A 24,516-nucleotide genomic window follows, 5' to 3' on the forward strand; every position below is an offset into this window, starting at 1 on the left:
CTACCTTTTTTAAAAAAATTAAATAATAACATGATCGCAATCGCAAAAAAAATAAAAAGTAACCTTACTACAGCACATTTATTTATGCTCAGTGGCATCATAGTAAATGGTGGAAACTATGTCTACAATTTACTATTAGGTCGAATTTTAGGACCCGAAAAATTCGCAGATGCTGCCGTATTGGTTACTTTTTTATTAGTATTATCATTTGTTGCGATGACATTTCAATTGGTTACCGCTAAATTTTCTGTACTATTTGAAGCAACCGTTTTCAAAGCATTTGTTTCCAATATGTACAAGAAATCAGTAGGTACAGGAATTGTTTTAGGTTGTTTGATTATCTTTTTTGCTGGCGAATTACAATTGTTTTTCAAAACCTCATCATCAAGCATGTTTCTTGCCTTCGGAATAGGAATTCCGTTGTATTTCATCATGAGTGTAAACAGAGGAGTTTTTCAAGGAAAACAACAATTAGTATCACTTTCTGTAACCTATCAGGCAGAAATGATAAGCCGATTACTGATCACATTAGCATTGTTATATTTTTTACAAATAGAATCTTCTTTGATCATCTCTATTGGAATTTTAGCTTCTTTTGTATGCGGATTGATTCCATTTAAATTCAAAAATATTTCCTTCAAAACTAAAAACGTATTAAACGCAACACAAAGTAAATTGGTACGCAACTTTTTTATCATTACCGCTTTTTATGAGCTTACACAAATCATTATAAACAACAGTGACATCTTACTCGTAAAACACTATTTTGAATCGTATGACGCAGGATTATATGCTTCTTTGGCATTAATTGGGCGCGTTGTCTATTTCATCGCTTGGATGTTTGTAATGTTATTATTACCAACCGTTGTAAAATTGCAAAAAGAAGGAAAATCTACAGTTCCAATTTTACTAAAATATGTAAGCTATATTGGTGGAATTGCAACTATAATTATTATTGGTTGCGTACTATTTCCAACACAAATTGTAACCTTATTATTTGGTAAAAGTTACCTTGCTATTACACCATTATTATGGAAATATGCTTTGGCGACAGGAATTTTCGCAATCTCAAATATCTTCGCATATTACTATTTATCCTTAGACAAATACATTCCTGTAGTACTTTCTGGAATCTTCGGAATGCTTCAAATTGTATTAGTTGTTTTCTTCCATGAAAGTTTAGCACAAGTAGTACATGTGCAGATCATTGCGATGGTTTTATTATTGATTGTTCAATTGTCTTTTTTCTTCTTTGAGAATAAAAATGGATCGCTTCGCTCTTAGACCACTTTGCTTTTAGACTTGTTCCCGCACAGGCGGGAATCTCTTAGACCGCTGCGCTTTTAGATTTTTTCTCACTCTTATGTGATACTGAATCAAGTTCAGTATGATGGATACTATCTAATTCCTAAATCGTCAGATCGAGAGGAATTTCAGTATGAAATTTTGTGTCATTCCGCACTTGATGCGGAATCCACTTTGAAGCACCATAGATTCCTGTCTTCACAGGAATGGCATCAGAAAAGTCTTGACTCTTGATTCTATATTCTTGAATCATTAAAAAAAGAAATCTAAACCTATTTACCTTTCATCTAAACATACTCGCATTTCGGCACAACTCGTCTATTTTTCAGAGGTTTAAAATGCACATTTGTACTATAACTAAAAAACTAGATCTCATGAAGTTAGCAATCGTAACAGCATATCCACCAAGTAAAGTAACCTTAAACGAATACGCATATCACCTAGTGAAAAGCTTTCGCCAGAAGGAAAATATTACGGAAATCGTTTTGTTGACAGATGCGACACCTGAAGCTAAAGATTTGAACTTTTCAGAAGCTGGTTGTAAAATTACGGTGAAGGAATGCTGGAAGTTTAATAGTTATACAAATCTATTTTCGGTAACCAAAGCAATCAGCCAAACAAAACCAGATGCTGTTTTATTCAACTTGCAGTTTATGAAGTTTGGTGACAAAAAAGTAGCCGCAGCCTTAGGTTTGATGCTTCCGCTAGTTTGCAAAATCAAAGGAATTCCTAACATTGTTTTATTACACAATATCTTGGAAGAAGTTGATTTGAAAAGCGCAGGATTTACCTCAAATAAACTATTACAAAAAACATATAGTTATATTGGAGCAAACTTAACAAGATTGCTTTTAAAAGCAGATACTGTTGCTGTAACCATGCAGAAATATGTAGATGTACTGGAAGCCAAATACTTAGCAGATAACGTAACCATGATTCCACATGGAACGTTTGAAATTGCACAAGAACCATCTTTTGATTTACCAGATGGACCATTAAAAGTAATGGCTTTTGGAAAATTTGGAACCTACAAAAAAGTAGAAGCTATGATTGAAGCTGTGGAAAAAGTTCGCAGAACTTCAGGACTCGATTTAGAAATAGTTATTGCAGGAACCGACAACCCAAATGTACCAGGATATTTGGCAAACGCACAAGAGCAATACAAACACGTTCCGCAATTAACATTTACAGGTTATGTTAAAGAAGAAGACGTTGCAACAATATTCAACGAAAGTGCGGTTGTTGTATTTCCGTATACAGCTACTACTGGAAGTTCTGGGGTTTTACATCAGGCTGGAAGTTACGGAAAAGCGGTTGTTATGCCAGACTTGGGCGATTTAGCTTTGCTAGTAAAAGATGAAGGTTATAGAGGAGAATTTTTTGAACCTACAAGCGTAGATAGCTTGGCAACTGCCATTGAAGCAATTGTAACCAACGATGCATATAGAATTTCCCTTGGTAAAACCAATTACAAAGCCGCTACTGCATTTCCTATGGAACGTATAACTGATATGTATCTGGAACAATTTGAAGCGATTATGGCGGGAAAGCTTTTGGATAATTCCGTTCTTAGATGTTAGACTTTTTGTTATGCTAAATTCTAAATGTTGAATTTTAAATTGTTTCTCACTGTTATGTGATACTGAATCAAGTTCAGTATAACGTAACTAGGTTTTTCTTCTCTTTTTACGCTTTGTCATTCCGCACTTGTTGCGGAATCTACTCTGAAACACCTTGGATTCCTGTCTACGCAGGAATGACATCAGAAAAGTCTTGAGTCTATACTCTTGAATCTTTTTCCAAACCGTCAGATCAAGTGGAATTTCAGTATGAAATTTTGTATCGAGATCTTACTTAGAAACACTTTTGTCATTCCGCATTTATTGCGGAATCTACTTTGTAACAACAAAACTACTTTACTTCTTTCAAAAACTTCACAGATTCTTTTCCGTTAGTAACCACAATTTCATAGTTTCCTTTTTTCAAACCTAACGTACAAACCGAAGATTTTGTTTCAACTTCTGTGATATCAACAGGAACAGCAATTTTAATATCTTCTCCTTTTTTATACGCTAAAACCATCACAGGAAACTCTATTTCAATAGCTTTTAAATCAACGACAACTTTTTGATTTCCATTGGTAAAAAGCCAATTTGGTCTGTTGTCTTCATATATTGTCGTTGGATGAAAAACAGCAATATCTGACCACGTTTCTCTTCGTGTATATGTATACGGTTTCTCTTTTTTATCAAGTAAAACTGAAGGTGTTTTGATCTCGAATGCTTTCAACATTGGATGATTATATTTCAAATTCCCTCTTTCGCTATACATAACTTGATTGATTGTTAGCGGATCAATTCCTGTATATTCTTTAAGTCTTCCTGCCATTGCTTTTTCCCAAGAACGATGTGTTCCTTCCAACGCATGATCAAATCCGCAATGAATTAGAAACTTTGCTTTTGGATCATTTTCAATGACTTTTTGAATGTTTTTTGCTTGCGCGATTTCACGCTGTTTTCCATTTGCATTACTTGTTTGTTCATACGGGAATACTGTAAAACCAAGTTCCAAAGCAGTTCGAATCAAATCGCCAAATTGTGGGTCTTTAATATAATTTCCTGTTTTCTGAATAGGATATTTTCTTTTATTTAAATCTGGATCTAAATAAACTCCATTACCCAAAGCTTCCAATCCTACATATCTGTATCCAACATCATATAAATCTTTTAATAAGGATTTTGTAAAAGCACGATGCATAGAATTGTGATGTGCTTCATTGATAATCACTACTTGATTTTTCGCAGCTTCCGAAACAATAAAATCCTTTGCATTTATCATAGAATAAATCGCTTGTAATGAATCTATCTGTTGTTTTGTATAGTTTCGTTCGCGTCCACGCATTGCCAAATCCCATTGTAACAAAGCGTTTTTATAATCTCCTTTTGTTGCATAGGCTGAAGCTGAAATTTGATGTTTCCAAGCTAACGTATCTTTTTCTAGCTTTTCTTGAATTTGTGAATTGAATTTATACTCTGTGGAAAACTCTATCGTTTCTATGGTTTTTGGAGCTTCCGAACAACTCCAAAACCCTATAAATACAATACATGCTAAACATAATTTGACAAACACTTTTGAATACATTCTAATTTATTTTTTTGATTGCACTCAAATATAACTAAATATTTAGTTTAAACTAACTTCTTAGTTTTAAATATTTTATATCAGACCGCTTCGCTTTTAGATTTTACGTATTTTGTCATTCCGCACTTGATGCGGAATCCATATAGAAGTGCTTTAAATTCTTGAATCTTTCCCAAATCGTCAGATCGAGTGGTTTTTCGAAGAGAAACGAAGAAAAATTGTATCGAGATCACTTTTGTAACGTAATTACTAATTTATTCTGTTGCTGTTCAATGACAACTTTATTTCCCGATTTAAAACCTAATTCTTCCAACCATTTTCCTTCCAATCTAATTTCTGGCACAATCGTAGTCGTATTCCAAGCTCTTAACTGAAACTTGTTGTGTATTTTTAAAATTCTATGCTTCTTCATATTTTTGTCGTATTATTATATGACGAATATAATTAGAATTATTGAGTTGTCAAACTTTTGTATGACAAAATTGTCGTATAATTAGTTGACATTTGTTTTTGTGAATAAAGAAGAACTTAAAAAGAAAATCGGTCAACGTATTGTTGAATTAAGAAGTCAGAAAGGTTGGAATCAGTCTGATTTGGCGCGCGCTTGCAATAAAGACAGACAAGCCATGGAAAAACTAGAAAACGGAAGAGTTAATCCAACATTGTATTCTTTGTTAGAGATTGCCAGGGCTTTGGAGGTTTCTTTGAAGGAATTGGTGGATTTTTAGAGTAATACGATGAACTACTTTCCTGCTAACTTTTTTTGTTTCTGTTCTGCTAACATCTTTGCTTTTTCCATTCTGTTTATCAAATCAAAAGGCTTATGCATCAAAGATGGGTTATCTTTTACTATTTTCAATTGTTCTTGTGTGAGTGTTTGAGCAAATACTATTGGCTGTCCATTAGCTAAAGTAGCTTTTGCAAATAATAAGCTACCTACAAGCGTTGAGAAATTTGGAATATCTTTAGTGGATGATAAAAGGTTTGAAATTGCTTGCGAAATGTTAAGATCCACTTCTGATTGTACTTTGTCAATATGTTTTAATTCTATTCCTCTTTCTATTTTTTCTAATCTATCAACAATCTGTTGCCCCGTTAAAACCTCTCTAGTTTTTATCCAAAATTTTTTTATCCAAGAACCTTTTATGGGATCTTTTTCACGTGAAATTTCAAAATCTAAAAGCTCAATTACTGTTTTCAACTTTTCAAAATATGCTTCTGATAATTTTACATTATCAGTATCCAAATAAATATAACTATATAGTTCATTTCCATTAGCTAAAGCATTATTCAATTGAATAACTTGAACATCTTTTTTATATTTTTTGATCGATGATTTTTTTAATAGTTTACTTCTAATTCTCTTTACCTTTGAATAAAAAAGATTATCAAAGAAGTTGCTAAACTTATATGTAGCAACTTTATATCGTTTTCTTCTGTGTTTTTCTAATCCCATTTTTTATTCTTATTTCTTATATACTCTTGCTGTATCTAATTTAATAAAAAAAACAATAAGAATATTCTTAATTGAATGGATTTCATTTAATTAGGGTTAATCACAAACTCAAAAGCCGCTTTCTTTTTCCCATCCTTATCAATAAACCCAAACTTTTTCTGTGGATTTGTGCGCCACGGACGATTCCCGACAACCAAGCTCGGAATGTCTTCAAAATCATATAATGTCCAGGACATAAATGAAATGTTTTGCGCTTTTAAAACTTGCTGCATTTCTTTGAAATAGGTTGCTTGTTTGGTTTCAGAACCTGCAAATGGTTTCCAAAACCCACCGTAGGAAGATTGTCCAAATTCACCTAAAATGATTTGTTTGTTAGGTATTTTTGCTTTTAAATCTACATATACTTTTTCAAAATTAGCTTTGTCTTCATAGTAATGAAATGATACAAAATCTACTTCGTCTTGTAGCAAATGTGCACTTTCTGTGTTTGACCAACCAATCGTTACTAAATGATTGTCATCTATTGATTTTACTAAGAATATCATATTCTCTAACCAAGCTAGTACGTTTTCTTTTCCACGTGATTCAAAGTCTAAATTTGGTTCGTTTTTAATATCCCAAGCCAAGATTGCATTGTGATTTTTAAACGTGGAAACAATCGTTTCTGCATGTCGCTGCGTCAATGTCCAATCTAATACATCGTAGTTTCCGTAAAAGTCGAAAAGTGTCAATACAACTTTGAGTTTTTTAGTTTCTGCAGCATCTAAAACTTCTTGTAGTTTTTGAAGCTTTTCTTCAAATACATTCGCTTTCCCAAAATCTTCATATTGTACAAATACTCTGATCGTATTTAAACCAGCTTCTTTTATAATATCAAAGTCATTCTTGATAATTTCAATACCAAATTGATCACCAAACATGTCCCAAGGTGTTGCTTGCGGATAGTAATTGACACCTTTTATATTCAAGTTGGAAACTTCTTTTGTTTCCGATGATGTATCAATAGTTTTCACCGTTTCTTTTACCAAATGACGCACACGCCAAAAACCATCTTCCAATAATAAAACAGCTTTGTAATTCGCCATTTCTGTAGTTTCCATCAAAAACTTTCCATCTTTGTACAATTGCTTGTATTCTACTACATTTTCATCTTTCAATACAATGAGTTGTCCATCTTCACTAAAGAATTCTATATTCGGTTGATGCGAAAGTGTCGTTGCATTTACAGTAACTTTCTCTTGTTTATTTTGTGCTATGAACGCAAAAACATTTTTGCGTGCGCTGTCCGTGTAAAAATCATCAATTCCAGTAGTTTGGTTGGTTTTATAGGCTACATTTTTTACATACCAAGCATCTAAGTAATCGTTTTCAATCTTCGCAAGTGTTTGTTCATCTAGTTTTCTGCCTTCGTTTCCATCTTCAGTCCAAACCATTTTTGGTAGATAGACTTCTGCTTTTTTAACTTCCGTATGGAACATTTTACTTCTGTCTGCGCCCGTATTTAGGTAACTAAATGAACTGCTGATTAAGAAAATCAATACCGAAATGATGAACATATATGAAAACACTAAGAATCCACGGATGATATTTTTGTCTGCTTTTACCATAGTTTTTTCCCCTTTACTGTTTTCGTAATTCCTGCTGTTGTAATTTCTAAATCATAGTTTCCATTGCTAAAAATGTTCGGATTCAATTCAAAATTCACAAAGCCATCACGCGATTCTTTTATATATTCCTTAATTGTTTTTCCCTGTTGAGAAACAGTCATTTTGACTTGTAAACCATCTGGGATTAGTTGATTCATAAAACTTTTTAACGGTCCAACTTCTATATTTCTATTATTTTCTGAGAATGCAATCGTGAAATCTTCAATGACTTTTTTGTAGGTAAGCGAAATCGTATTGCTTTCCGAAATTCCTGTTACGGATGCTTTTACATTCCAAGTTTCTTCATGATCTGGATGCAACATTTTTGCCGTTGCAACGCCATCAATAGTCATTCCCGAGGTTTTCAAAATATTTCCGCTTGCGTTTGTAATGTAAAACGTTACATAACTTCCATCACTTACAATATTGTTGTGTTCATCTTTTAAGACTGAAGTTGTAAACGTCGTAATTTGATTTCCATCAGCATATTCATGTGAACGTTTGGCAAAAATCTCAAAATCTGTGGAAATTGCAGGCATAACATGTACTGTATATTCTTTAGAATTCAGTTCCAAACATTCGGTTGCTAGTAACATTCTACCACTTTCTATTGGCGAATAGATGTTTTTATACGCAATTAAATTCTTTGTCAGAATCGTTTCTTGCTGTTCGTTTGCTAAAAATTGACGTTGCAAATTAACTTCCGTATTTTCCTTTACAGGATTGTCCAATGCATCTGTTGGAATTACAACTAACATCGTATAATCGTTTCCGCCTGCCGCAATACTTGGCGGACCAACATAGGTTTCCATTGAAACTGGTTTTGCTTGTGAATTGATTGTAAATGTTCCTGAAAGTGATGTTTTCTGATCTAGCAATTTCCAATTTACTACGCCGATTTTATTACAAAGCTGCGTTGGAATTGTGTATTGCAATTGATTGTTCTCCACTTTTGGACTCACTAAAGTTGTTCCGTAACTATTGGCGCAATACAATTGAATGGAAGCATCTTGCGTTCCCGAGAATTTCAATACAATGGTTTCGCCAGCCGTAAATGCTTGTTCGGAAGTTTCTAATTGAATTCCTTCGTTTGTATTCGCACTGAGTCCATTCGCGCTTGACGCAAATAAGAAAAAGCTATATAGTATATATTTTAAGTTCATCATTTTGGATTTCCGATATACGCGTTCGTTTCAATTTTTACATAACTGTACACCGAATGCGTTATTTTTTGTACTACTTGTTGTTGTTTTCTATTTGATAGTATTTTGGCAGAAATGTCTTCGTTTGGTAAACCATTTACGTAACAGTTTTCCATATCCGAACTGATAATTTTTATACTATCATTTCCTGATATTTTATAACTAAAAGGTTGCTTGCGTTGCTGTCTGATTCCTTTATCTAAGAATAGATGATCAACCCACAAAAGTTGTTTGTTTTCGTCATAGTATGTCACCAATAATTGTGGAACCGTAATTTCTTGCAATCCACTATTGAACAGATTTCCTTTGATTGTTTTTTGATCAATATTCAAATCGCTCAACACTATGTTTTTATATAAATCAGAACCTGAAACATTTCCAGCAGCTTGCAAGTTGAATTTTGTTGGTGTATCTGCTAATTCCACAGGCGTAAATTCATCTGGATTAAAGGTTTCTGGAATGGAATCTTTTGTTTTAGACCATGCAATTCCCTCAAAATTAATACGAAACGAAGTCACTTCTTTTGGCATGAGTTTATGCTTCATATGATATTTTGCATTGTAGGTTGCCAATTCCACATTTGCATCATTGTACAACGTTCCTTTTAACACAACATCGGCTGGCACATTGTCTATATTTTGTACTTCACCTACAATGGCGTAATGCCCATTATGATTGACTAGTTTTGCAGAAATGATTTCTAAAACTGGTTGTTTTAATACATCTTCATGATAAGTTTGCTCCGTAGTAATGCGTCGTCTTCCATGATTGAAATAGGCCGTTTTATTGGTAGAGAATAACTGATCTGGCGGCAAATCGGCTTCTATTGTTTCTGCTTCTAAAAACCATTTCCCGTTGTGTTTTACAATCGTTTTATAGTCTGTTTTTTCAATTTTTTCTAATGGTGTAATCCATTTTGTATTGACTTTCATCGTAGCCAAACTATCGGTTTCTTTTGTGATTTCCGTTTCTATCGCATCTAGTTTTGCATATGAACTCAACAATCCGTCTGTAGATGAAATTTCTAACATGTATTGCGCAATAGTCAAGTTATTTTCTGGATTGATAAAACTGTGTGCTTTTTCAAATTCTTTAAAATCGAGTGCATCATAATAGGCTTTCACTACATTTTCAGGCGAACGTTGTCCATCATTTTTTATGTAGAATTGATACGTTCCAAATCCTAAAATTCCAATTAAAATAATTGCCCAAATATGACTTGTTTTCACAACCTTTATTGAAAACTTACTATAGCTTTTATTGAATTGTAAATATTCTTGCGAATCTGTTCGCTTTCGCTGAATATACCTCAGAAAGATGGGTTGAATGTTTAATACAAATGCCAATATCAATGTGAGAAATGGCACAATTCCCCATAAGAGTTTTTGCCAGGTTGAAATGTCATCTTTTGGCAGAATCGAAGATAAAGGCGGAACATTCAATTTTTCCCAAACCATCACACCGTTTTCTAATTGTGGCAATCGTTGCCAACCACAGAAATAGAGAATTGGATCGTAAAATTTATCGTTTGAGAAGATGTATTTTAGATTGTATTTTTCGGGTGTTGTTAAAAATTGTTGCAATGAACCAATCCCAGCAACTCCTTTGAATTTTGAGTTTTCTAAACGTTCTATTGGTCGCGTTGTCAATTCTGGCAAACGACGCGCCGAATGATAGTTTCCATCAACAGTCATTGCATTTGTTTGTGCAGATAACCAAGCCATTTGATCGCCAAAACCAAGCGTTAAATAACGCCATTGATCATGATCATCTTGATTGAGGAAGTTTACAATAGGTAACATCTTTATTTTTTGTGGTTGTGAAGGTCTGAAATACCCTAAACTCATCGTAAAAACCGTCATGAATACAAACAAAGTTGCCAATCCGCTGCCAATAATTCTATGGTATATTGTACCAAATTTTCCCTGTAATAATCCTTTTAGATCTGTTTCTACAAAACGATATACAAACTCACCAAAAAGCGGCAACGACATAATAGAAGCCCACAATGTGAATCTATCTAAGGTTAAGATATTGAAAGCTGTTTCACCCAATAACATACGTGGAATTGATGTTGTTCCGCCAGTTCCTAATATAAATAGCAACGTGATTGATAAACCAAAAAACAAGTACCGTTTGCTGTAATATCTGTAAAAGATGTATGGTAACAGAAAGAGTAAAATTCCCCAAGGAATTAAAAAGAATACCAATCCTGATGATGTAATTTCTAGAAAGTTATCACGTGAACCATGTGGAATTGGCACTTGCGTAATTGGATTGTTTTTTGAGTTGATCCAATATGGAAGAATACATCCGACAATGGTTACTAATGACAGCATTCCGAAACCAACAATACGTTTGAAAAGCTTCCAGAAGTTTCTCCAGAATATTATAAATGTAATTTCTTTAAAGGAATTTACTTCTTCTCGAGAAGCATCCATAATGACCATTCCTATTAATGGAAATATGAAAAATATCATTCCGAAGATTGGCGTTACATGATGTGATGTTACCGTAACCGCAATTAGCGAAAGCGACGTAAAAAGGTATTTATATTTTCCTGTTTTTAACCATAAATATATTTCTGGCAATGCGTGCATTAATATAGCAATTCCAACAATACTTGGTAATTGTCCAAATATGTGCAAAGTTTCTAAAAACGATGATGAGAAAACTGCTAGAATTGCCGCGTAACCAGCAACTCTTTTATTTCCAGTCATGAGTAATGAGAAACGATATACACCAGTAATAAATAATATTACTGCAATAATGGCAACCGTAAAGAGTCCAAATTTTAATCCGCCAAGAAGTGATAACGCACCAATAGATTGATGCACTAACGGCGGATAACTCATTACAGAGAATCCTGTATACCATTTATAACTCCAAGGTTCAAACCAACTGTTTGCGTAATGATCGGCAAAGAATAAATGGATTAATGCATCATACGTAGTTTCCAACGTAAAAAAGATAGCCGTACCATGAAACACAACTCCGAGAAGTAGTGCCAATAGTAATAGTTTGTTTGTAGTCTCTTTCATGTTTAAACGTAATGCTTTTTCGATATTGTAAATATAAAGCACTGTTTTTTTAATTGGACTGTAGTAAACTTCCTTTCGTCTAAAGAAAATCTCACTTTGGGCATTCTGGCGACTTTTTCAGTTGAATCTGAGCTACTTTTGACCTGTAAGTCATTCGGAAAACAAGACAAATACAAACGAATATTACTCAAATTATAATAATCTAACTAAATATATAACACTATGAAAATTTTAGCTATTGACGACCAGAAATTAGTTTTGATTCCTTTAGAAAGCAGATTGGCTGAATTAGGATATGAAGTGTTAACAGAAACAAACGCGCTGAAAGGAATGGAATTGTACGATACGTTTCAACCCGATTTAGTGATTGTAGATATGAACATGCCAACTGTTTCTGGAATGGAAATCGTAAAACATATTCGAAAAGATAAGAAAGATACAACTCCAGTAATGGTTTTGTCGGGAAATACAGATGATGAAATGATTACAGAAGGTTTCGATTTAGGAATTAACGATTATATGAAAAAACCGCTGAGCTTGAATGAAGTTTGCGCTCGTGTAAAACGATTGATTGGTGTACCTCAACATGCTACTATTACAAATACCAATAATGTAATGATTCAACAACGATGTGTTGGTGTTGTGATTCCTTGTTATAATGAAGCAGAACGTTTATTGAGTACAGAGTTTACCGATTTCGTAGATCGTAATTCAGGATATCGTTTGTGTTTTGTAAATGATGGAAGTAAAGATGCAACCTTAGAAGTTTTACACAATTTGCAGAAAGGTAGAGAGGATTTTATTACTGTGTATGATTGTGAGAAGAATGGCGGAAAAGCAGAAGCAGTTCGTCTGGGAATGTTGCATATGGCACAACAAGAAGACTTAGATTATATCGGGTTTTTAGATGCGGATTTGTCTACTGATTTGTCAGATTTTGATGATTTAGTTTCTACGATTGAAGATTCAGAATTTAAAATTGTAAGTGGTTCTAGAATTAGTAGAATGGGCGCAAATATTACGAAAGAATCTGCGCGTAAAATTATCAGTTTAACAATAAACCTCATCATTAGAAATATTTTATCAATGAACTTTAAAGACACACAATGTGGAGCGAAGATTTTTCATAAAGACATAATTAATCTTGCATTCGATAAGAAGTTTATAACGAAATGGTTGTTTGATGTAGAAATATTTATGCGTATGCGTAGACATTTCGGATTGGACAAAGCGCGTGCTATGATGTGTGAGAAGCCTTTGAAACGTTGGATTCATGCAGATGGTTCTAAATTATCAATGAAAGATTCTATCAAGATTATTGGTCAATTGGGTCAGATTGCTTGGTCGTACAGAAGTAAAAAAAAAGCTTCAGCTAAAGAAGTGAATACAGGTTTTGAGATTGCTTAAATTTCTAAATAATAATAACACGTTTCCCCTATTTCCCCTAAACCTTAAAATAATTTACAAAATGAAGATTGGAATTTTAATAATATTCCGTAATGACGAAATGGCAATTGATATACAGAAGTTTACCGAATTATTGTCTAAGAAAAATAAGTTTCATGTTTGTTTTGTAAATAACGGAAGTACTGACAAAACACTCGAATTATTGAAAGAGATTAAGGAAGAAGTTACGGTTCCGATTTCAATTATTGATGTGAAAAAAAATCGTGGTCAACATGTAGCAATTAAAGCTGGCGTTCGGTATTTGACGAGTGAAAATGAGTTGCCTTATATTTTGTGTTTGAAAGACTATACATCACGCGATTTTGAAATGCTTGAGAAGGTTTTTCATATCATACAACAAGGTAAAGGCATTGTAAAAAGCTTGTTTAAAAAAACCAAGCGTATGATTCATAAGAATGTGTTTTCGTTGCGTGGAATTTTGGATATGGCTTGTTAAGCTTTTTTTAGGTATTTGGTTTTTGGTCGCTTTGCTTTTGGGTGTTGGGTTCTTTAAAACTTCAAACGTCATTCCGAACTTGATTCGGAATCTCACTTGTTTTGCCACGAATTCACGAATGTGTTTTTAACTCACACTTACTAACTTTCTGTATTTTAAGTAGTTATGTTTTTACTTTTTTTATGTCCTATTTTTTTAAAAGCCTAGGTTTTAGTTTTGAATCTATTAAACGAAGAATCATGAATTTCAATCTAAATTTAAAAGGAAAGTATTTATATAAATCAATTAAGTTCGTAGTCAAATACATAGCATTAATTATCATACCTATAATAGTTATATTACTATTCTTAGTGGTTTCTGATTTTGAGAAATTTACATCAATTATCACCTTATTTCAAAAATAAGTATTTGGATTCCTGCCTACGCAGGAATGACAGAATGGTTAAACAATCTAAAAGCGAAACGGTCTTACTTCTAATAGCGTTAGCGATCTAAAAATCTGAGAAATCTACTTTCTTCCTTCAACCACCACAACAATTTCACCTTTTGGTGCTTTGTTTTGATAATGTGCTAACACTTCTTTTGCGGTTCCGCGAATGTTTTCTTCGTAGAGTTTTGTGAGTTCGCGGGAAACTGAAACCTGTCGATCTTCGCCAAAATATTCACAGAAATGTCCCAAGGTTTTGACTAGTTTGTGTGGCGATTCATAGAAAATCATGGTGCGTGTTTCTTCTGCTAAGATTTTAAATCGCGTTTGTCTTCCCTTTTTTACAGGCAAAAATCCTTCAAATACAAACTTATCATTTGGCAATCCACTATTCACTAATGCAGGCACAAAAGCCGTTGCGCCAGGCAAACATTCTACAGGAATATTATTCGCAATACATTCACGTGTAAGCAAAAATCCAGGATCAGAAATTGCAGGTGTTCCGGCATCGCTAATTAATGCAAAGGTTTCACCAGCTTGCATACGTTTTATCAACGTTTCTGTCGTTTTATGCTCATTATGCATATGATGACTTTGCATGTGTGTACTAATTTCAAAATGCTTTAAGAGTTTTCCGCTAGTGCGAGTATCTTCTGCCAAAATTACATCCACAGTCTTTAAAACAGTAACGGCTCTAAAGGTCATATCTTGTAAATTTCCGATTGGAGTAGGAACGATGTACAGTTTCATCAATGCTAAATTTAGAAATTGAAGTTATCATTAAATTTCAATTCAAAAGTAACTATTAAAAAAAGTATAAGTCGTATTTCCCCTATATTTATTGTTATATATACGCAACCTTTTAACATTTTGCGTATCTTTAAAATACATATGAACCGACTTTTTTACCTATTTTTCTTATTGATAACTACAACGTTATGGAGTCAATCTACTGACTTATCTGTAAGTATTGAAGTCGTTGATAATACTGGAAGCACTATTCCGAATGTATCTTTATTTCAAGAATTTAGTTATGTAACTACCATTAGTAATTCAGGAAACTCGGTTACGAACGCTACATTTTCGCAACAATTACATCCAAATGTTATGTTTGTATCTGTAGAAAGTATCAATTCAATAGGTGGCGCAGATTTGGCTACGAATTTAACTTTTGATAATGGAACAGATACTGTTACAGGATTGCTGCCTAATATGCCTACGAGTTCGAGCGTACAGATACGGATTAACTTACGCGCGCCTACAGAATTAGGAGGAATTTCAACAACTGCAGAAGTATTGCCACCTTCAGGAACAACAGATACAATGCCCGATAGTAATATTGCAATTGTATCTATGGATGTAAATGATATTCCAATTGATTTTGCGATTGATTATGAGCAAGTTTCGCCAGCATCTGGTACTGGAATTACAGCTTGGGGCGATCAGGTTACTTTTGAAGTTACAATTACAAATAATAGTACTATTGAATATCCTATTAGTGGATTTAATTTATTACAATCTATACAATCAAGTTCTGTAAATGGAACAGCGCTTGTACAATTGATTTCTGTTTCTTGTATTGGAACGACAAATGGTGCAGCATGTCCAACAGACTTAGGTGTTACTAGTGGAAGTCCAACGGTCATTGTTCCTACACAAATATTGTATAGTTATGAGAATGAAATTGTATTTCCATCACAATCTAGTATCACCTTTAGTGTTACCTATGCATATTTTGAAGGTAATTGTGGAGAAGTTTCAGATTTAATTATTGGAAGAAGCTTTGCTAGTGTAGATTTTCAAAATGATACTGTTGCAAGTATTACTTCTAATTTTGAATTCACAGATTTACTTTTCTCTACGCTTTGTCCTTGTACAGATGTTAGTATTTCTACAATTTTGACAGATCCTTCATCTGGCGTAATTATCTCTGATTATAATCAACTGGTAACTTTTGAAACAACAGTAACAAATAATGGTCCTTTGGATACGTTCATTTTAGCATTTTTTCAAAATATTGGTGTGACTTGGGAAATTATATCTGTAGAATGTATTGGCGCTTTTGGTGGAATCAGTTGTGCAGATGTTACTTATGAAATTGGTGCTTCTGGACAATTTTGGGAAGTACAAAACTTTATGATTCCTTCTGATGCATATTTTATAACAAGAACTGTTGTTCGCTTCATAGAACCCATTTGTCCAACGGATGCTATTATTTCTTCTCCATATAGAAGTACAATTAATATGCTACAACATTTAGATTGTTTTCCAAATGATAACAATCAATTTGGAAGTGTTTTTGCTCCACAATCTATGGGAACTGATGAATGTATTGTTGCTACAGATATTATTCTTACCAAAACACAAGTAGATCCTGCACCTCCATTAGGTAGTTCTGAAGATCAGCCTATTCCTTGGGGCGATATTACATATCATATTACATTAACTAATGAAAACTTGATTTCCGTTCCATTCACAATAACTGATTTGTATGGAATGCCTCCACAAATGCAAACTACAACAATAACTGCCGTTTTGCAATCTGTAAACTGTATTGAAACTACAGGAACTGCCGATTGTATCAATATTACAAATGCTAATATAGGTATGGAGTTTACAGAAGCTGACGACGTTTTTTGGGAAATTACCGCTGATGAAAACTGGGTATTAGCACCCGAAAGTTCTATTACATTCGAAGTTGTCGTGAATTGGACACCAGAATGTTCAAGTGAAGTTACCCAAGTTGTGAATACAGTAATGGCTTCAGTAGTAGATGGCAATATTGACAGAATGGCTTCTGAAGCAAGTTATTTAACACCTTGCGTCGATTTAATTATTCAAACATTTCCTTCAGTACCAACAGTACCAATTAATACTAATTTTGAATGGGTTATTGATATTACCAATAGTGTAGTGAGTTCCACAGCTACCAATCCCACATTTAGTAGTACAATCAATAATGCGTTTACTATTACAGGAACACCAACATGTACTGTAACAAGTGGAAATGCAACCTGCGTAAGTACATTTAATGTAAATGGAAATGTCATTGACGGTATTATACCAATATTAGATCCTGATGCTACCATACAATTACGAATTCCTGTAACTGCACCAAATTATGGAGGATCTTTTAATAATGTAGCTGAAGTACAACCCGATCCTTCAAATAATGGTGAATTTGATCCGAGTACAAATATTTCTATTTCAAGTATTCAAGTTATTTCTCCACAAGTAATAAAAAGCTTTGTACCAGATGAAATCTTAGCTTCACAAACATCATTACTCACGTTTACAGTGACTAATATTCCTGGAAATACAGCACAATCTGGCATTTCGTTTACTGATAATTTACCAGCTGGTGTTGTCTTAGCTGGCGATCCGTATTGGGTAAATAGTAATGGTTGTACAGCTGATTTTGTTGGCTTAACTACTGATGATTTTGTCGGAATTGCCAATTTAGTATTTCCGAATGGCGTTGCCGAATGTACCTTTGCTGTCTTAGTAACTTCTGCTACAAGTGATTTGTATACGAATGAATTTTTAAACTTTTCAAACTTAAACAATATTGATGCTACCAATGTATTTGCAACCTTAAATGTATTACCGCTTCCACCAAGTGCCGATTTAGAAATTTCGTTAGTAGCGGATCAAATAGATTATTGTGAAGGTGATGAAATTACATTCACGTTAACTGTTACAAATAATGGTCCGGATGCTGCCACTTCTGTTTCTATAGAACATTTTTTAAATCCTTTAGGCTTTACCTATAGTTCAGATAATGCAGGCGGAACATATACAAATGCAACAGGAATTTGGGAGCTTTCCAATATGTCCATTTCAGCTACAGCTGGAAATAATACATTTACAGCAGAAATCATTGCCACTATTTTACCTATTGATACATCTTTGACGAATCAATATGAAAATACCACAGAAATTACTTCCACAAGTCTACAAGATTTAGACAGTGATGTTACGACAAGTTTTGATATAGATGATTTAAGTGATGGACTTGCCGATGATGATGAAACAACATTACAAATTACCGTTTTTGACATTCATACTGATGTAAATGTACTTATTGATGCTGCCGAAATTTGTACGGGAAATGCAACAATACTTACCATCAACAATCCAAACGATTTATATACATATAATTGGTACGAATCTTCAAATCCTAGTCAAATTATCCATACAGGAACTTCGTATGAAACACCAGTTCTCACCACAAATACTTCGTATGAAATTGAAGTCATTAACGAAAATAATTGCTCTGGAATAAGTAGAGCAATAGTAACTGTTACTACTGTAACCTGTATCGATCTAAGCATTGAAAAAACAGTTGATACTGAAATGCCATCTATTGGAGAAACGATCGAATTTGCAATTACAATCACCAATACTAGTACAGACGATGCAACAAATATTGTTATTGAAGAGTTGCTTCCAAATGGTTACCAATATGTTTCGCATAGCACAACATTAGGTATATATGATGTTCCGACACAATTATGGACAATTACAACGCTTCCAGCAGGAAATTCGGCAACATTAACTATAACGGTTACCGTTGTTGATGGTGATGATTATATGAATACTGTTCAAATTATCAGTCAAGCTGAAATTGACTTAGATGCGGCAAATAACACAGCACAAGCAATTACATTACCTGATTGTTTAGAAATTCCGAATGGTTTTTCACCAAATAATGACAACGTGAATGATGTTTGGGAAATAGCTTGTTTGGAGAATTTCGCAGACAATGAATTGATCATTTTTAATCGTTGGGGAACAATTATTTACAAGACTCGAAACTATGAAAACGATTGGAATGGAACATCAAATCAAGGAACTGTACTCTTCAAGAAAAACCAGCAATTGCCTGTAGGAACCTATTTTTACATCCTAAAACTACAAGAAAATACCATCGAAAAAACTGGATGGGTTTATTTGAATTATTAGAAAATAGATCGCTAGTACTACTAGAAATTAGATTTTTTGAGAATATTTCGTCATGCTGAACTTGATTCAGCATCTCATCACTTTGAGTATTATTCTTATAAGAATATAGAATCAAGATCGCTTTGCTTTTAGAATATAGACTGCTTCAACTTCATTTAAAATAATAAAGCATGTTCAAAAGTTAAAAGTGGCAATCTTCAGAAATAATGAGTGAAAAGCGGAATTGCGAAGCAGCGCTTCAAGCATGAAGCGCATGAACGAATGTTGCACAGCAATTTCCTATAGATTGTCTTGACTTTTTTGGTTCGTTTTTGTGTCAAGACAAAAATGAACGTTGTTAACAATGCTATTGTTTAATACTAAAGTTTCTGAATCAAGAATTTACAATAGTAGAAAATCACTCCGTTTATATGAATAAGATGCTGAATCAAGTTCAGCATTCGCATAGCTTTCTGCTACGCGAACTTACGCTCAATAATTTCCATAAGGCGAGTTTCGTATTCCTCTTTTCCTTCCCAATTATTATAATCAGGTTTAATCATATTGTAAATAAAGTCTTTGGCTTCCGATTCAGATGCTGTTGTATTCAATTGCGAAATGACTCTGTTGTAATCTTCTTGATTATCACCAAATAAATGTTTCGTAAATGCAATACGATCATTCAATCCTATAGAAATTCCTGTATTCAAACGATCATTTAACGACTTTGGCTTGTCGTCCGTTTTTGGAGCTTCTACAACGACCTCAACTTTTGGAGCAACGGCTTTTGCTACCACTTCCTGAGCTACCTCTTTTGCAACTTCTTCACTTTTTACAAATGTTGGTTGTGGCAATACATCAGCTAGAATGTCTTCCAGCGTTTCTTGTTCTTTTTCTTCTGGCATTTCGGCAACCATATTTTTGATAGTTTCCATTAATGGTTCTATCAAATCATCTTGCTCTGGATCTTCAGCTACCAAATGATGACGAATAATATCATCTTCTTCAGCATTCTTCTCTACCTTCTCATGATTGTATACATTTTCCAATGTTTGGAAAAAAGAAGAATCGGCATAGTCAGGTACTGTATGTTTAAATTGTTCTTCAAAAAACAGCATTACTGACAATTTTTCAAAAACTTCCTTCGCTTCTTTATGTAATGCAACTACATCTTCTTTTCCCTTTAACTTTAGGATTCGATGCGCAATACTTATTAAATCTCCTTCTAATTTTTTCTTCATAACTTTTAAACTAAATGTCGTTGTATAACCTTTGGTTTTTTAGTAAATTTGTTCCACCTTTACAAAAACGAGTATAAATTCGTTTTCGACTTGAAAATTACAAAATGTTTCTCGAAAATACAGTAAATCATAAAGAACAATTTGGTTGGATTGAAGTTATTTGTGGTTCAATGTTCTCTGGAAAAACCGAAGAACTGATCCGCAGACTCAAAAGAGCCCAGTTTGCAAAGCAAAAAGTAGAAATTTTTAAACCTGCTGTTGACATTCGATATGATGATGAAAAAGTAGTATCGCACGATGCGAATGAAATCCGTTCTACACCAGTTCCTGCAGCCGCAAATATTCGCTTACTTGCTGATAATTGTGATGTTGTCGGAATTGATGAAGCGCAGTTTTTTGATGACGGAATTATAGCCGTGTGCAATGATCTTGCTAATAAAGGAATTCGTGTTATTGTTGCCGGACTTGATATGGACTTTAAAGGAAATCCTTTTGGACCTATGCCAGCATTAATGGCAACTGCCGAATATGTCACCAAAGTACATGCTGTATGTACGCGTACGGGAAACTTAGCACAATACAGTTATAGAAAATCCAAAAGTGATGACCTTGTATTACTTGGAGAAACTGACGAATACGAACCACTGAGTCGCGCTGCTTACTACAAAGCAATGCTAAAAGAATCTGTGAAAGAGATTGAAGTTGATGATGCTCATGAAATCATTTCCAATGAACAATCAGACAATTAACTACCATAATGTTACAAATTCAAGAATCTGTCTTAGAGATCAATTTTAAGGCATTAGCCCACAACTACAAGTTTATAAAATCCAACACAAAAGAAGGAACAAAAATTTTAGCCGTCGTCAAAGCATTCGGATACGGAAGCGATGCTGTAGAAGTAGCCAAGTATCTTCAAGATGAGCTTCAAGTAGATTATTTTGCTGTTGCATATATCCGAGAAGGCGCATATTTAAGAGCTGCCGGAATTACCACACCAATTTTAGTATTACATCCGCAAATTGTTAATCTAAAACATGCCATTTCATATAATTTAGAACCGAGTTTATATAATGACCGTATTTTTACCGCTTTCGCGAAAGAAGCTGCAAAACAAGGAAAAAAAGAATATCCCGTTCATATAAAATTCAACACAGGTCTCAACAGACTTGGCTTTTTTGAATCTGATACAGATCATATTATAAAAAAGCTAAAAACACTAAAACAACTAAAGGTAATTTCATTACTTTCTCATATGGCAGCTTCAGAAGATCATAATGAGAACGATTTTACAAAAACTCAAATACAGACTTTCAAAGAAATCTGTGTGACTTTTGAAAAAGAAATGAAGTACAAACCGATGTTACATATGGTAAATACTTCTGGAATTTTTAATTATCCTGAAGCACATTTTGACATGGTTCGGACTGGAATTGGTTTATATGGTTTTGGAAACGATCCAAAATTTGACAAACAATTACAACCAGTTGCTTCCTTAAAATCAATTATTTCACAAATTCATCGTATTGAAAAAGGTGAAAGTGTTGGATATAATCGCGCTTTTGTTGCTGACGATTACACAACCACAGCAACTATTCCTTTAGGACATGCAGACGGAATTAGCAGACAATTTGGTAATGGTGTTGGAAGTGTTGTAATTAATGGAAAACTAGCTCCTATCATAGGAAATGTATGTATGGATATGATTATGATTGATATCACAAACATTCGTTGTAATGAAGGTGATGAAGTCATCATTTTTGGAGAAGGACAAACCGCTGAAGAACTTGCTGCAAAAATAAATACAATATCTTACGAATTACTTACAGCAGTTTCTCAACGAGTAAAACGTGTGTTTCTTCGATAAAAACGAAGTCCTTCATCTAAACAAATGTTAAAGTTCTCTTATTTTTCACTAAATTTAGATTCAATTAATAACTAACAATCAAATATTATGTTGAAAGAATTTAAAGAATTTATCACTGGTGGTAATGTCATCGAGTTTGCTGTTGCAGTAATCATGGCAGGTGCTATTGGCGGTGTTGTAAAAGGATTTGTAAGCAATATTGTAATGCCAGTTGTAGGGTACTTTACAGGCGACACAGACTTTTCTCAAAGAAGAATCGTTTTAACGGAAGCAGTTGTAGATGCAGCAGGAAAGGTAACAACGCCTGAAAATGCTATTATGTGGGGAAGCTGGGTAAACACTATTGTGAACTTATTAATTGTAGGTTTAGTAATGTTTATGATTGTAAAAGCTTACAACAAAACAAAAAAGAAGGAAGAGCCAGCTCCAGAAGCTCCAGCAGGACCAACACAAGAAGAATTATTAGCAGAAATCAGAGACTTATTGAAAAAATAATTTTTTTTAAATATCAATATAAAAAGCCACTCTTTACGGAGTGGCTTTTGTTTTATATATAACTTTTTGTGAAACTTTTGATAATTCCCAATTTTTATACAAACCGCACTATAATTATTCCTAATTTTGCTTAATAGTATTTTAAAAAAAGATAAAAACAAACACATGAAAGTAGCAGTCGTTGGCGCAACAGGAATGGTAGGAACTGTAATGCTTAAAGTATTAGCAGAACAAAAGTTTCCCATTTCAACATTAATTCCAGTAGCATCTGAAAGATCTATCGGAAAAGAAATTACATATCAAGGAAACACATATCCTATTGTAAGTATGCAAGATGCTATTGACGCAAAACCAGCTATTGCTTTATTTTCTGCCGGTGGAAACACTTCTTTAGAATGGGCTCCAAAGTTTGAAGCAGTTGGTACAACAGTCATAGATAATTCTTCTGCATGGCGAATGGATCACACAAAAAAATTAGTCGTTCCAGAAATTAACGCAAATGAATTGGCAGTAACGGATAAAATTATTGCAAATCCGAACTGTTCTACAATTCAAATGGTTGTTGCATTAGCACCATTACACACAAAATATAAAATAAAACGTATTGTAGTTTCAACCTATCAATCAATCTCAGGAACTGGTGTAAAAGCGGTTCGACAGTTAGAAAGCGAATATGCTGGCGAAAAAGCCGAAATGGCATATCCATATCCAATTCATAAAAATGCATTACCACATTGTGATGTCTTTGAAGAAAACGGATATACGAAAGAAGAGATGAAATTAGTACGTGAAACACAGAAAATTTTAAACGATAAAACTATTGCAATTACAGCAACTGCTATTCGTATTCCTGTAGTTGGTGGACATTCAGAAAGTGTAAATATTGAATTCGAGAATGATTTTGATGTAACTGAAGTTCGCAAACTATTGCATGAATCACCAGGGATTATAGTACAAGATAATCCGGATGTAAATGTATATCCAATGCCAATCTATGCTGAAGGAAAAGATGAAGTATTTGTTGGTAGAATTCGTCGCGATGGTTCACAACCAAACACATTAAATATGTGGATTGTTGCAGATAACTTACGCAAAGGAGCAGCTACAAATGCGGTTCAAATTGCACAACATTTAGTAGACAATAACTTAGTCTAACAAAAATTCATATCAAAGGACGCTACGCTAGTCGTAGTGTCTTTTTTTATTCCCAAATTACTACAAATCAACTTCTTATTACAAAGTCGTTATCATTCATGTCATCGAAATAGTTAGCAAACCTTCAATCTTTTTCATACCTTATTGAAGTTAACTAACTTAAAAACCTCGTGTATGAATTCGAATTTTACTAAAATTATCCGTTTTGTATTAGGATTAATTCTCATCGTATTTGGTGCAAATAAGCTCGTCATGATTTTCAACGAAGTTGGTTTTATGCCAATGCCCAATTTACCAGAAAATGCAAGCGACTTTATGACCTCATTAGGTGCTACAGGATACATCTTACCTTTAGTTGGTGCTTTAGAAGTCTATGTTGGAATATTGCTACTATTAAAAAAGTGGGTTCCTTTTGCACTTATCTTATTAGCTCCAATTTCGGTAAACATTTTACTATTTCACTTTTTCCTCGATTTATCAGGTGGAATGATTGGTGCTGTTATTGTAGCCTTACTAAACGGAATATTAATTTACAAACATTGGCCACAATTTAAACCACTATTTTATTGATAAAAAATCTTAGCATTTTGTTAAAACCACTTTCATTTTTCAGAAGTGGTTTTTTTTAGACTAAATTTGAAGTATAACCATCCTAATAGTATCCATATGAAATGAGCAGAATTAATAGTTTTA

The 24,516-nt window shown here is 33.7% G+C and carries 19 protein-coding genes; 11 read left to right on the forward strand and 8 right to left on the reverse strand.

The genetic code is table 11. The annotated features are described in order from the left end of the window. Positions 1 to 30: 30 nt before the first annotated feature. Positions 31 to 1,284 carry an oligosaccharide flippase family protein gene (locus ACUUYC_RS06910; RefSeq protein WP_474264862.1) on the forward strand — a complete coding sequence of 418 codons (1,254 nt, stop codon included), beginning with the start codon at positions 31 to 33 and terminating at the stop codon, positions 1,282 to 1,284. Positions 1,285 to 1,679: 395 nt separating this feature from the next. Next, a complete protein-coding gene (locus ACUUYC_RS06915; protein WP_474264863.1) occupies positions 1,680 to 2,885 on the forward strand; it encodes a glycosyltransferase in 1,206 nt (401 codons plus the stop codon). 331 nt (positions 2,886 to 3,216) lie between these two features. On the opposite strand, the gene ACUUYC_RS06920 is transcribed toward ACUUYC_RS06915, so the two are convergent. Together ACUUYC_RS06920 and ACUUYC_RS06925 are read right to left on the reverse strand one after the other, a co-directional pair. Beyond that, complete coding sequence (locus tag ACUUYC_RS06920; RefSeq protein WP_474264864.1) at positions 3,217 to 4,446, reverse strand: hypothetical protein; 1,230 nt, start codon at positions 4,444 to 4,446, stop codon at positions 3,217 to 3,219. A 229-nt stretch (positions 4,447 to 4,675) separates the two neighbouring features. Next, entirely contained in the window at positions 4,676 to 4,858 is a 183-nt protein-coding gene (locus tag ACUUYC_RS06925; RefSeq protein ID WP_474264866.1) for a SymE family type I addiction module toxin, read from the reverse strand. A gap of 100 nt (positions 4,859 to 4,958) precedes the next feature. On the opposite strand from ACUUYC_RS06925, the gene ACUUYC_RS06930 reads away from it, so the two are divergent. Further along, positions 4,959 to 5,174, forward strand: coding sequence for a helix-turn-helix domain-containing protein (locus tag ACUUYC_RS06930; protein WP_474264868.1), 216 nt, complete (start codon positions 4,959 to 4,961; stop codon positions 5,172 to 5,174). 14 nt (positions 5,175 to 5,188) lie between these two features. On the opposite strand, the gene ACUUYC_RS06935 is transcribed toward ACUUYC_RS06930, so the two are convergent. The 4 genes from ACUUYC_RS06935 to ACUUYC_RS06950 all read right to left on the reverse strand — a co-directional run bounded on the left by ACUUYC_RS06935 (position 5,189) and on the right by ACUUYC_RS06950 (position 11,791). After that, positions 5,189 to 5,902 carry a hypothetical protein gene (locus ACUUYC_RS06935; RefSeq protein WP_474264870.1) on the reverse strand — a complete coding sequence of 238 codons (714 nt, stop codon included), beginning with the start codon at positions 5,900 to 5,902 and terminating at the stop codon, positions 5,189 to 5,191. Positions 5,903 to 5,988: 86 nt separating this feature from the next. Further along, a complete protein-coding gene (locus tag ACUUYC_RS06940; protein WP_474264871.1) occupies positions 5,989 to 7,509 on the reverse strand; it encodes a glycoside hydrolase family 2 TIM barrel-domain containing protein in 1,521 nt (506 codons plus the stop codon). Then, positions 7,503 to 8,714 (reverse strand): Ig-like domain-containing protein, encoded by a 1,212-nt coding sequence (locus ACUUYC_RS06945; protein WP_474264872.1) that lies wholly within the window; start codon positions 8,712 to 8,714, stop codon positions 7,503 to 7,505. Before ACUUYC_RS06945 ends, ACUUYC_RS06940 begins: the two co-directional genes overlap by 7 nt. Continuing rightward, positions 8,711 to 11,791 (reverse strand): hypothetical protein, encoded by a 3,081-nt coding sequence (locus ACUUYC_RS06950; RefSeq protein WP_474264873.1) that lies wholly within the window; start codon positions 11,789 to 11,791, stop codon positions 8,711 to 8,713. The genes ACUUYC_RS06945 and ACUUYC_RS06950 overlap by 4 nt, the downstream gene beginning before the upstream one ends. Positions 11,792 to 12,013: 222 nt before the next feature. Here ACUUYC_RS06950 and ACUUYC_RS06955 point away from each other — a divergent pair, with 222 nt between their 5' ends. Together ACUUYC_RS06955 and ACUUYC_RS06960 are read left to right on the forward strand one after the other, a co-directional pair. Continuing rightward, positions 12,014 to 13,198 carry a response regulator gene (locus ACUUYC_RS06955; RefSeq protein ID WP_474264875.1) on the forward strand — a complete coding sequence of 395 codons (1,185 nt, stop codon included), beginning with the start codon at positions 12,014 to 12,016 and terminating at the stop codon, positions 13,196 to 13,198. Positions 13,199 to 13,259: 61 nt separating this feature from the next. Next, complete coding sequence (locus tag ACUUYC_RS06960) at positions 13,260 to 13,694, forward strand: glycosyltransferase (protein WP_474264876.1); 435 nt, start codon at positions 13,260 to 13,262, stop codon at positions 13,692 to 13,694. Positions 13,695 to 14,202: 508 nt separating this feature from the next. Here ACUUYC_RS06960 and rsmI read toward each other — a convergent pair. Next, on the reverse strand, positions 14,203 to 14,874 hold the full coding sequence (rsmI, locus tag ACUUYC_RS06965) for a 16S rRNA (cytidine(1402)-2'-O)-methyltransferase (RefSeq protein ID WP_474264877.1): 672 nt from the start codon (positions 14,872 to 14,874) through the stop codon (positions 14,203 to 14,205). A 138-nt stretch (positions 14,875 to 15,012) separates the two neighbouring features. Here rsmI and ACUUYC_RS06970 point away from each other — a divergent pair, with 138 nt between their 5' ends. Continuing rightward, positions 15,013 to 19,086: a T9SS type B sorting domain-containing protein gene (locus ACUUYC_RS06970; RefSeq protein ID WP_474264878.1), complete on the forward strand. Its 4,074-nt coding sequence runs from the start codon at positions 15,013 to 15,015 to the stop codon at positions 19,084 to 19,086. 455 nt (positions 19,087 to 19,541) lie between these two features. Here ACUUYC_RS06970 and ACUUYC_RS06975 read toward each other — a convergent pair whose 3' ends face one another. Beyond that, positions 19,542 to 20,306: a hypothetical protein gene (locus ACUUYC_RS06975; RefSeq protein ID WP_474264879.1), complete on the reverse strand. Its 765-nt coding sequence runs from the start codon at positions 20,304 to 20,306 to the stop codon at positions 19,542 to 19,544. A gap of 104 nt (positions 20,307 to 20,410) precedes the next feature. Here ACUUYC_RS06975 and ACUUYC_RS06980 point away from each other — a divergent pair, with 104 nt between their 5' ends. From ACUUYC_RS06980 to ACUUYC_RS07000, 5 genes are all read left to right on the forward strand, one after another. Further along, positions 20,411 to 21,055, forward strand: coding sequence for a thymidine kinase (locus ACUUYC_RS06980; RefSeq protein ID WP_474264881.1), 645 nt, complete (start codon positions 20,411 to 20,413; stop codon positions 21,053 to 21,055). A gap of 8 nt (positions 21,056 to 21,063) precedes the next feature. Continuing rightward, positions 21,064 to 22,173, forward strand: a complete 1,110-nt coding sequence (gene alr / locus ACUUYC_RS06985; RefSeq protein WP_474264883.1) for an alanine racemase — start codon at positions 21,064 to 21,066, stop codon at positions 22,171 to 22,173. 87 nt (positions 22,174 to 22,260) lie between these two features. After that, positions 22,261 to 22,668, forward strand: coding sequence for a large conductance mechanosensitive channel protein MscL (gene mscL / locus ACUUYC_RS06990; protein ID WP_474264885.1), 408 nt, complete (start codon positions 22,261 to 22,263; stop codon positions 22,666 to 22,668). Positions 22,669 to 22,833: 165 nt separating this feature from the next. Continuing rightward, the gene (locus ACUUYC_RS06995) at positions 22,834 to 23,823 is read left to right on the forward strand and encodes an aspartate-semialdehyde dehydrogenase (protein ID WP_474264887.1); all 990 of its coding nucleotides are present in this window, start codon (positions 22,834 to 22,836) and stop codon (positions 23,821 to 23,823) included. Positions 23,824 to 23,997: 174 nt separating this feature from the next. Next, complete coding sequence (locus ACUUYC_RS07000; RefSeq protein ID WP_474264890.1) at positions 23,998 to 24,393, forward strand: DoxX family membrane protein; 396 nt, start codon at positions 23,998 to 24,000, stop codon at positions 24,391 to 24,393. Positions 24,394 to 24,516: the final 123 nt, after the last annotated feature.

Source organism: Kordia sp. E, assembly GCF_056033805.1.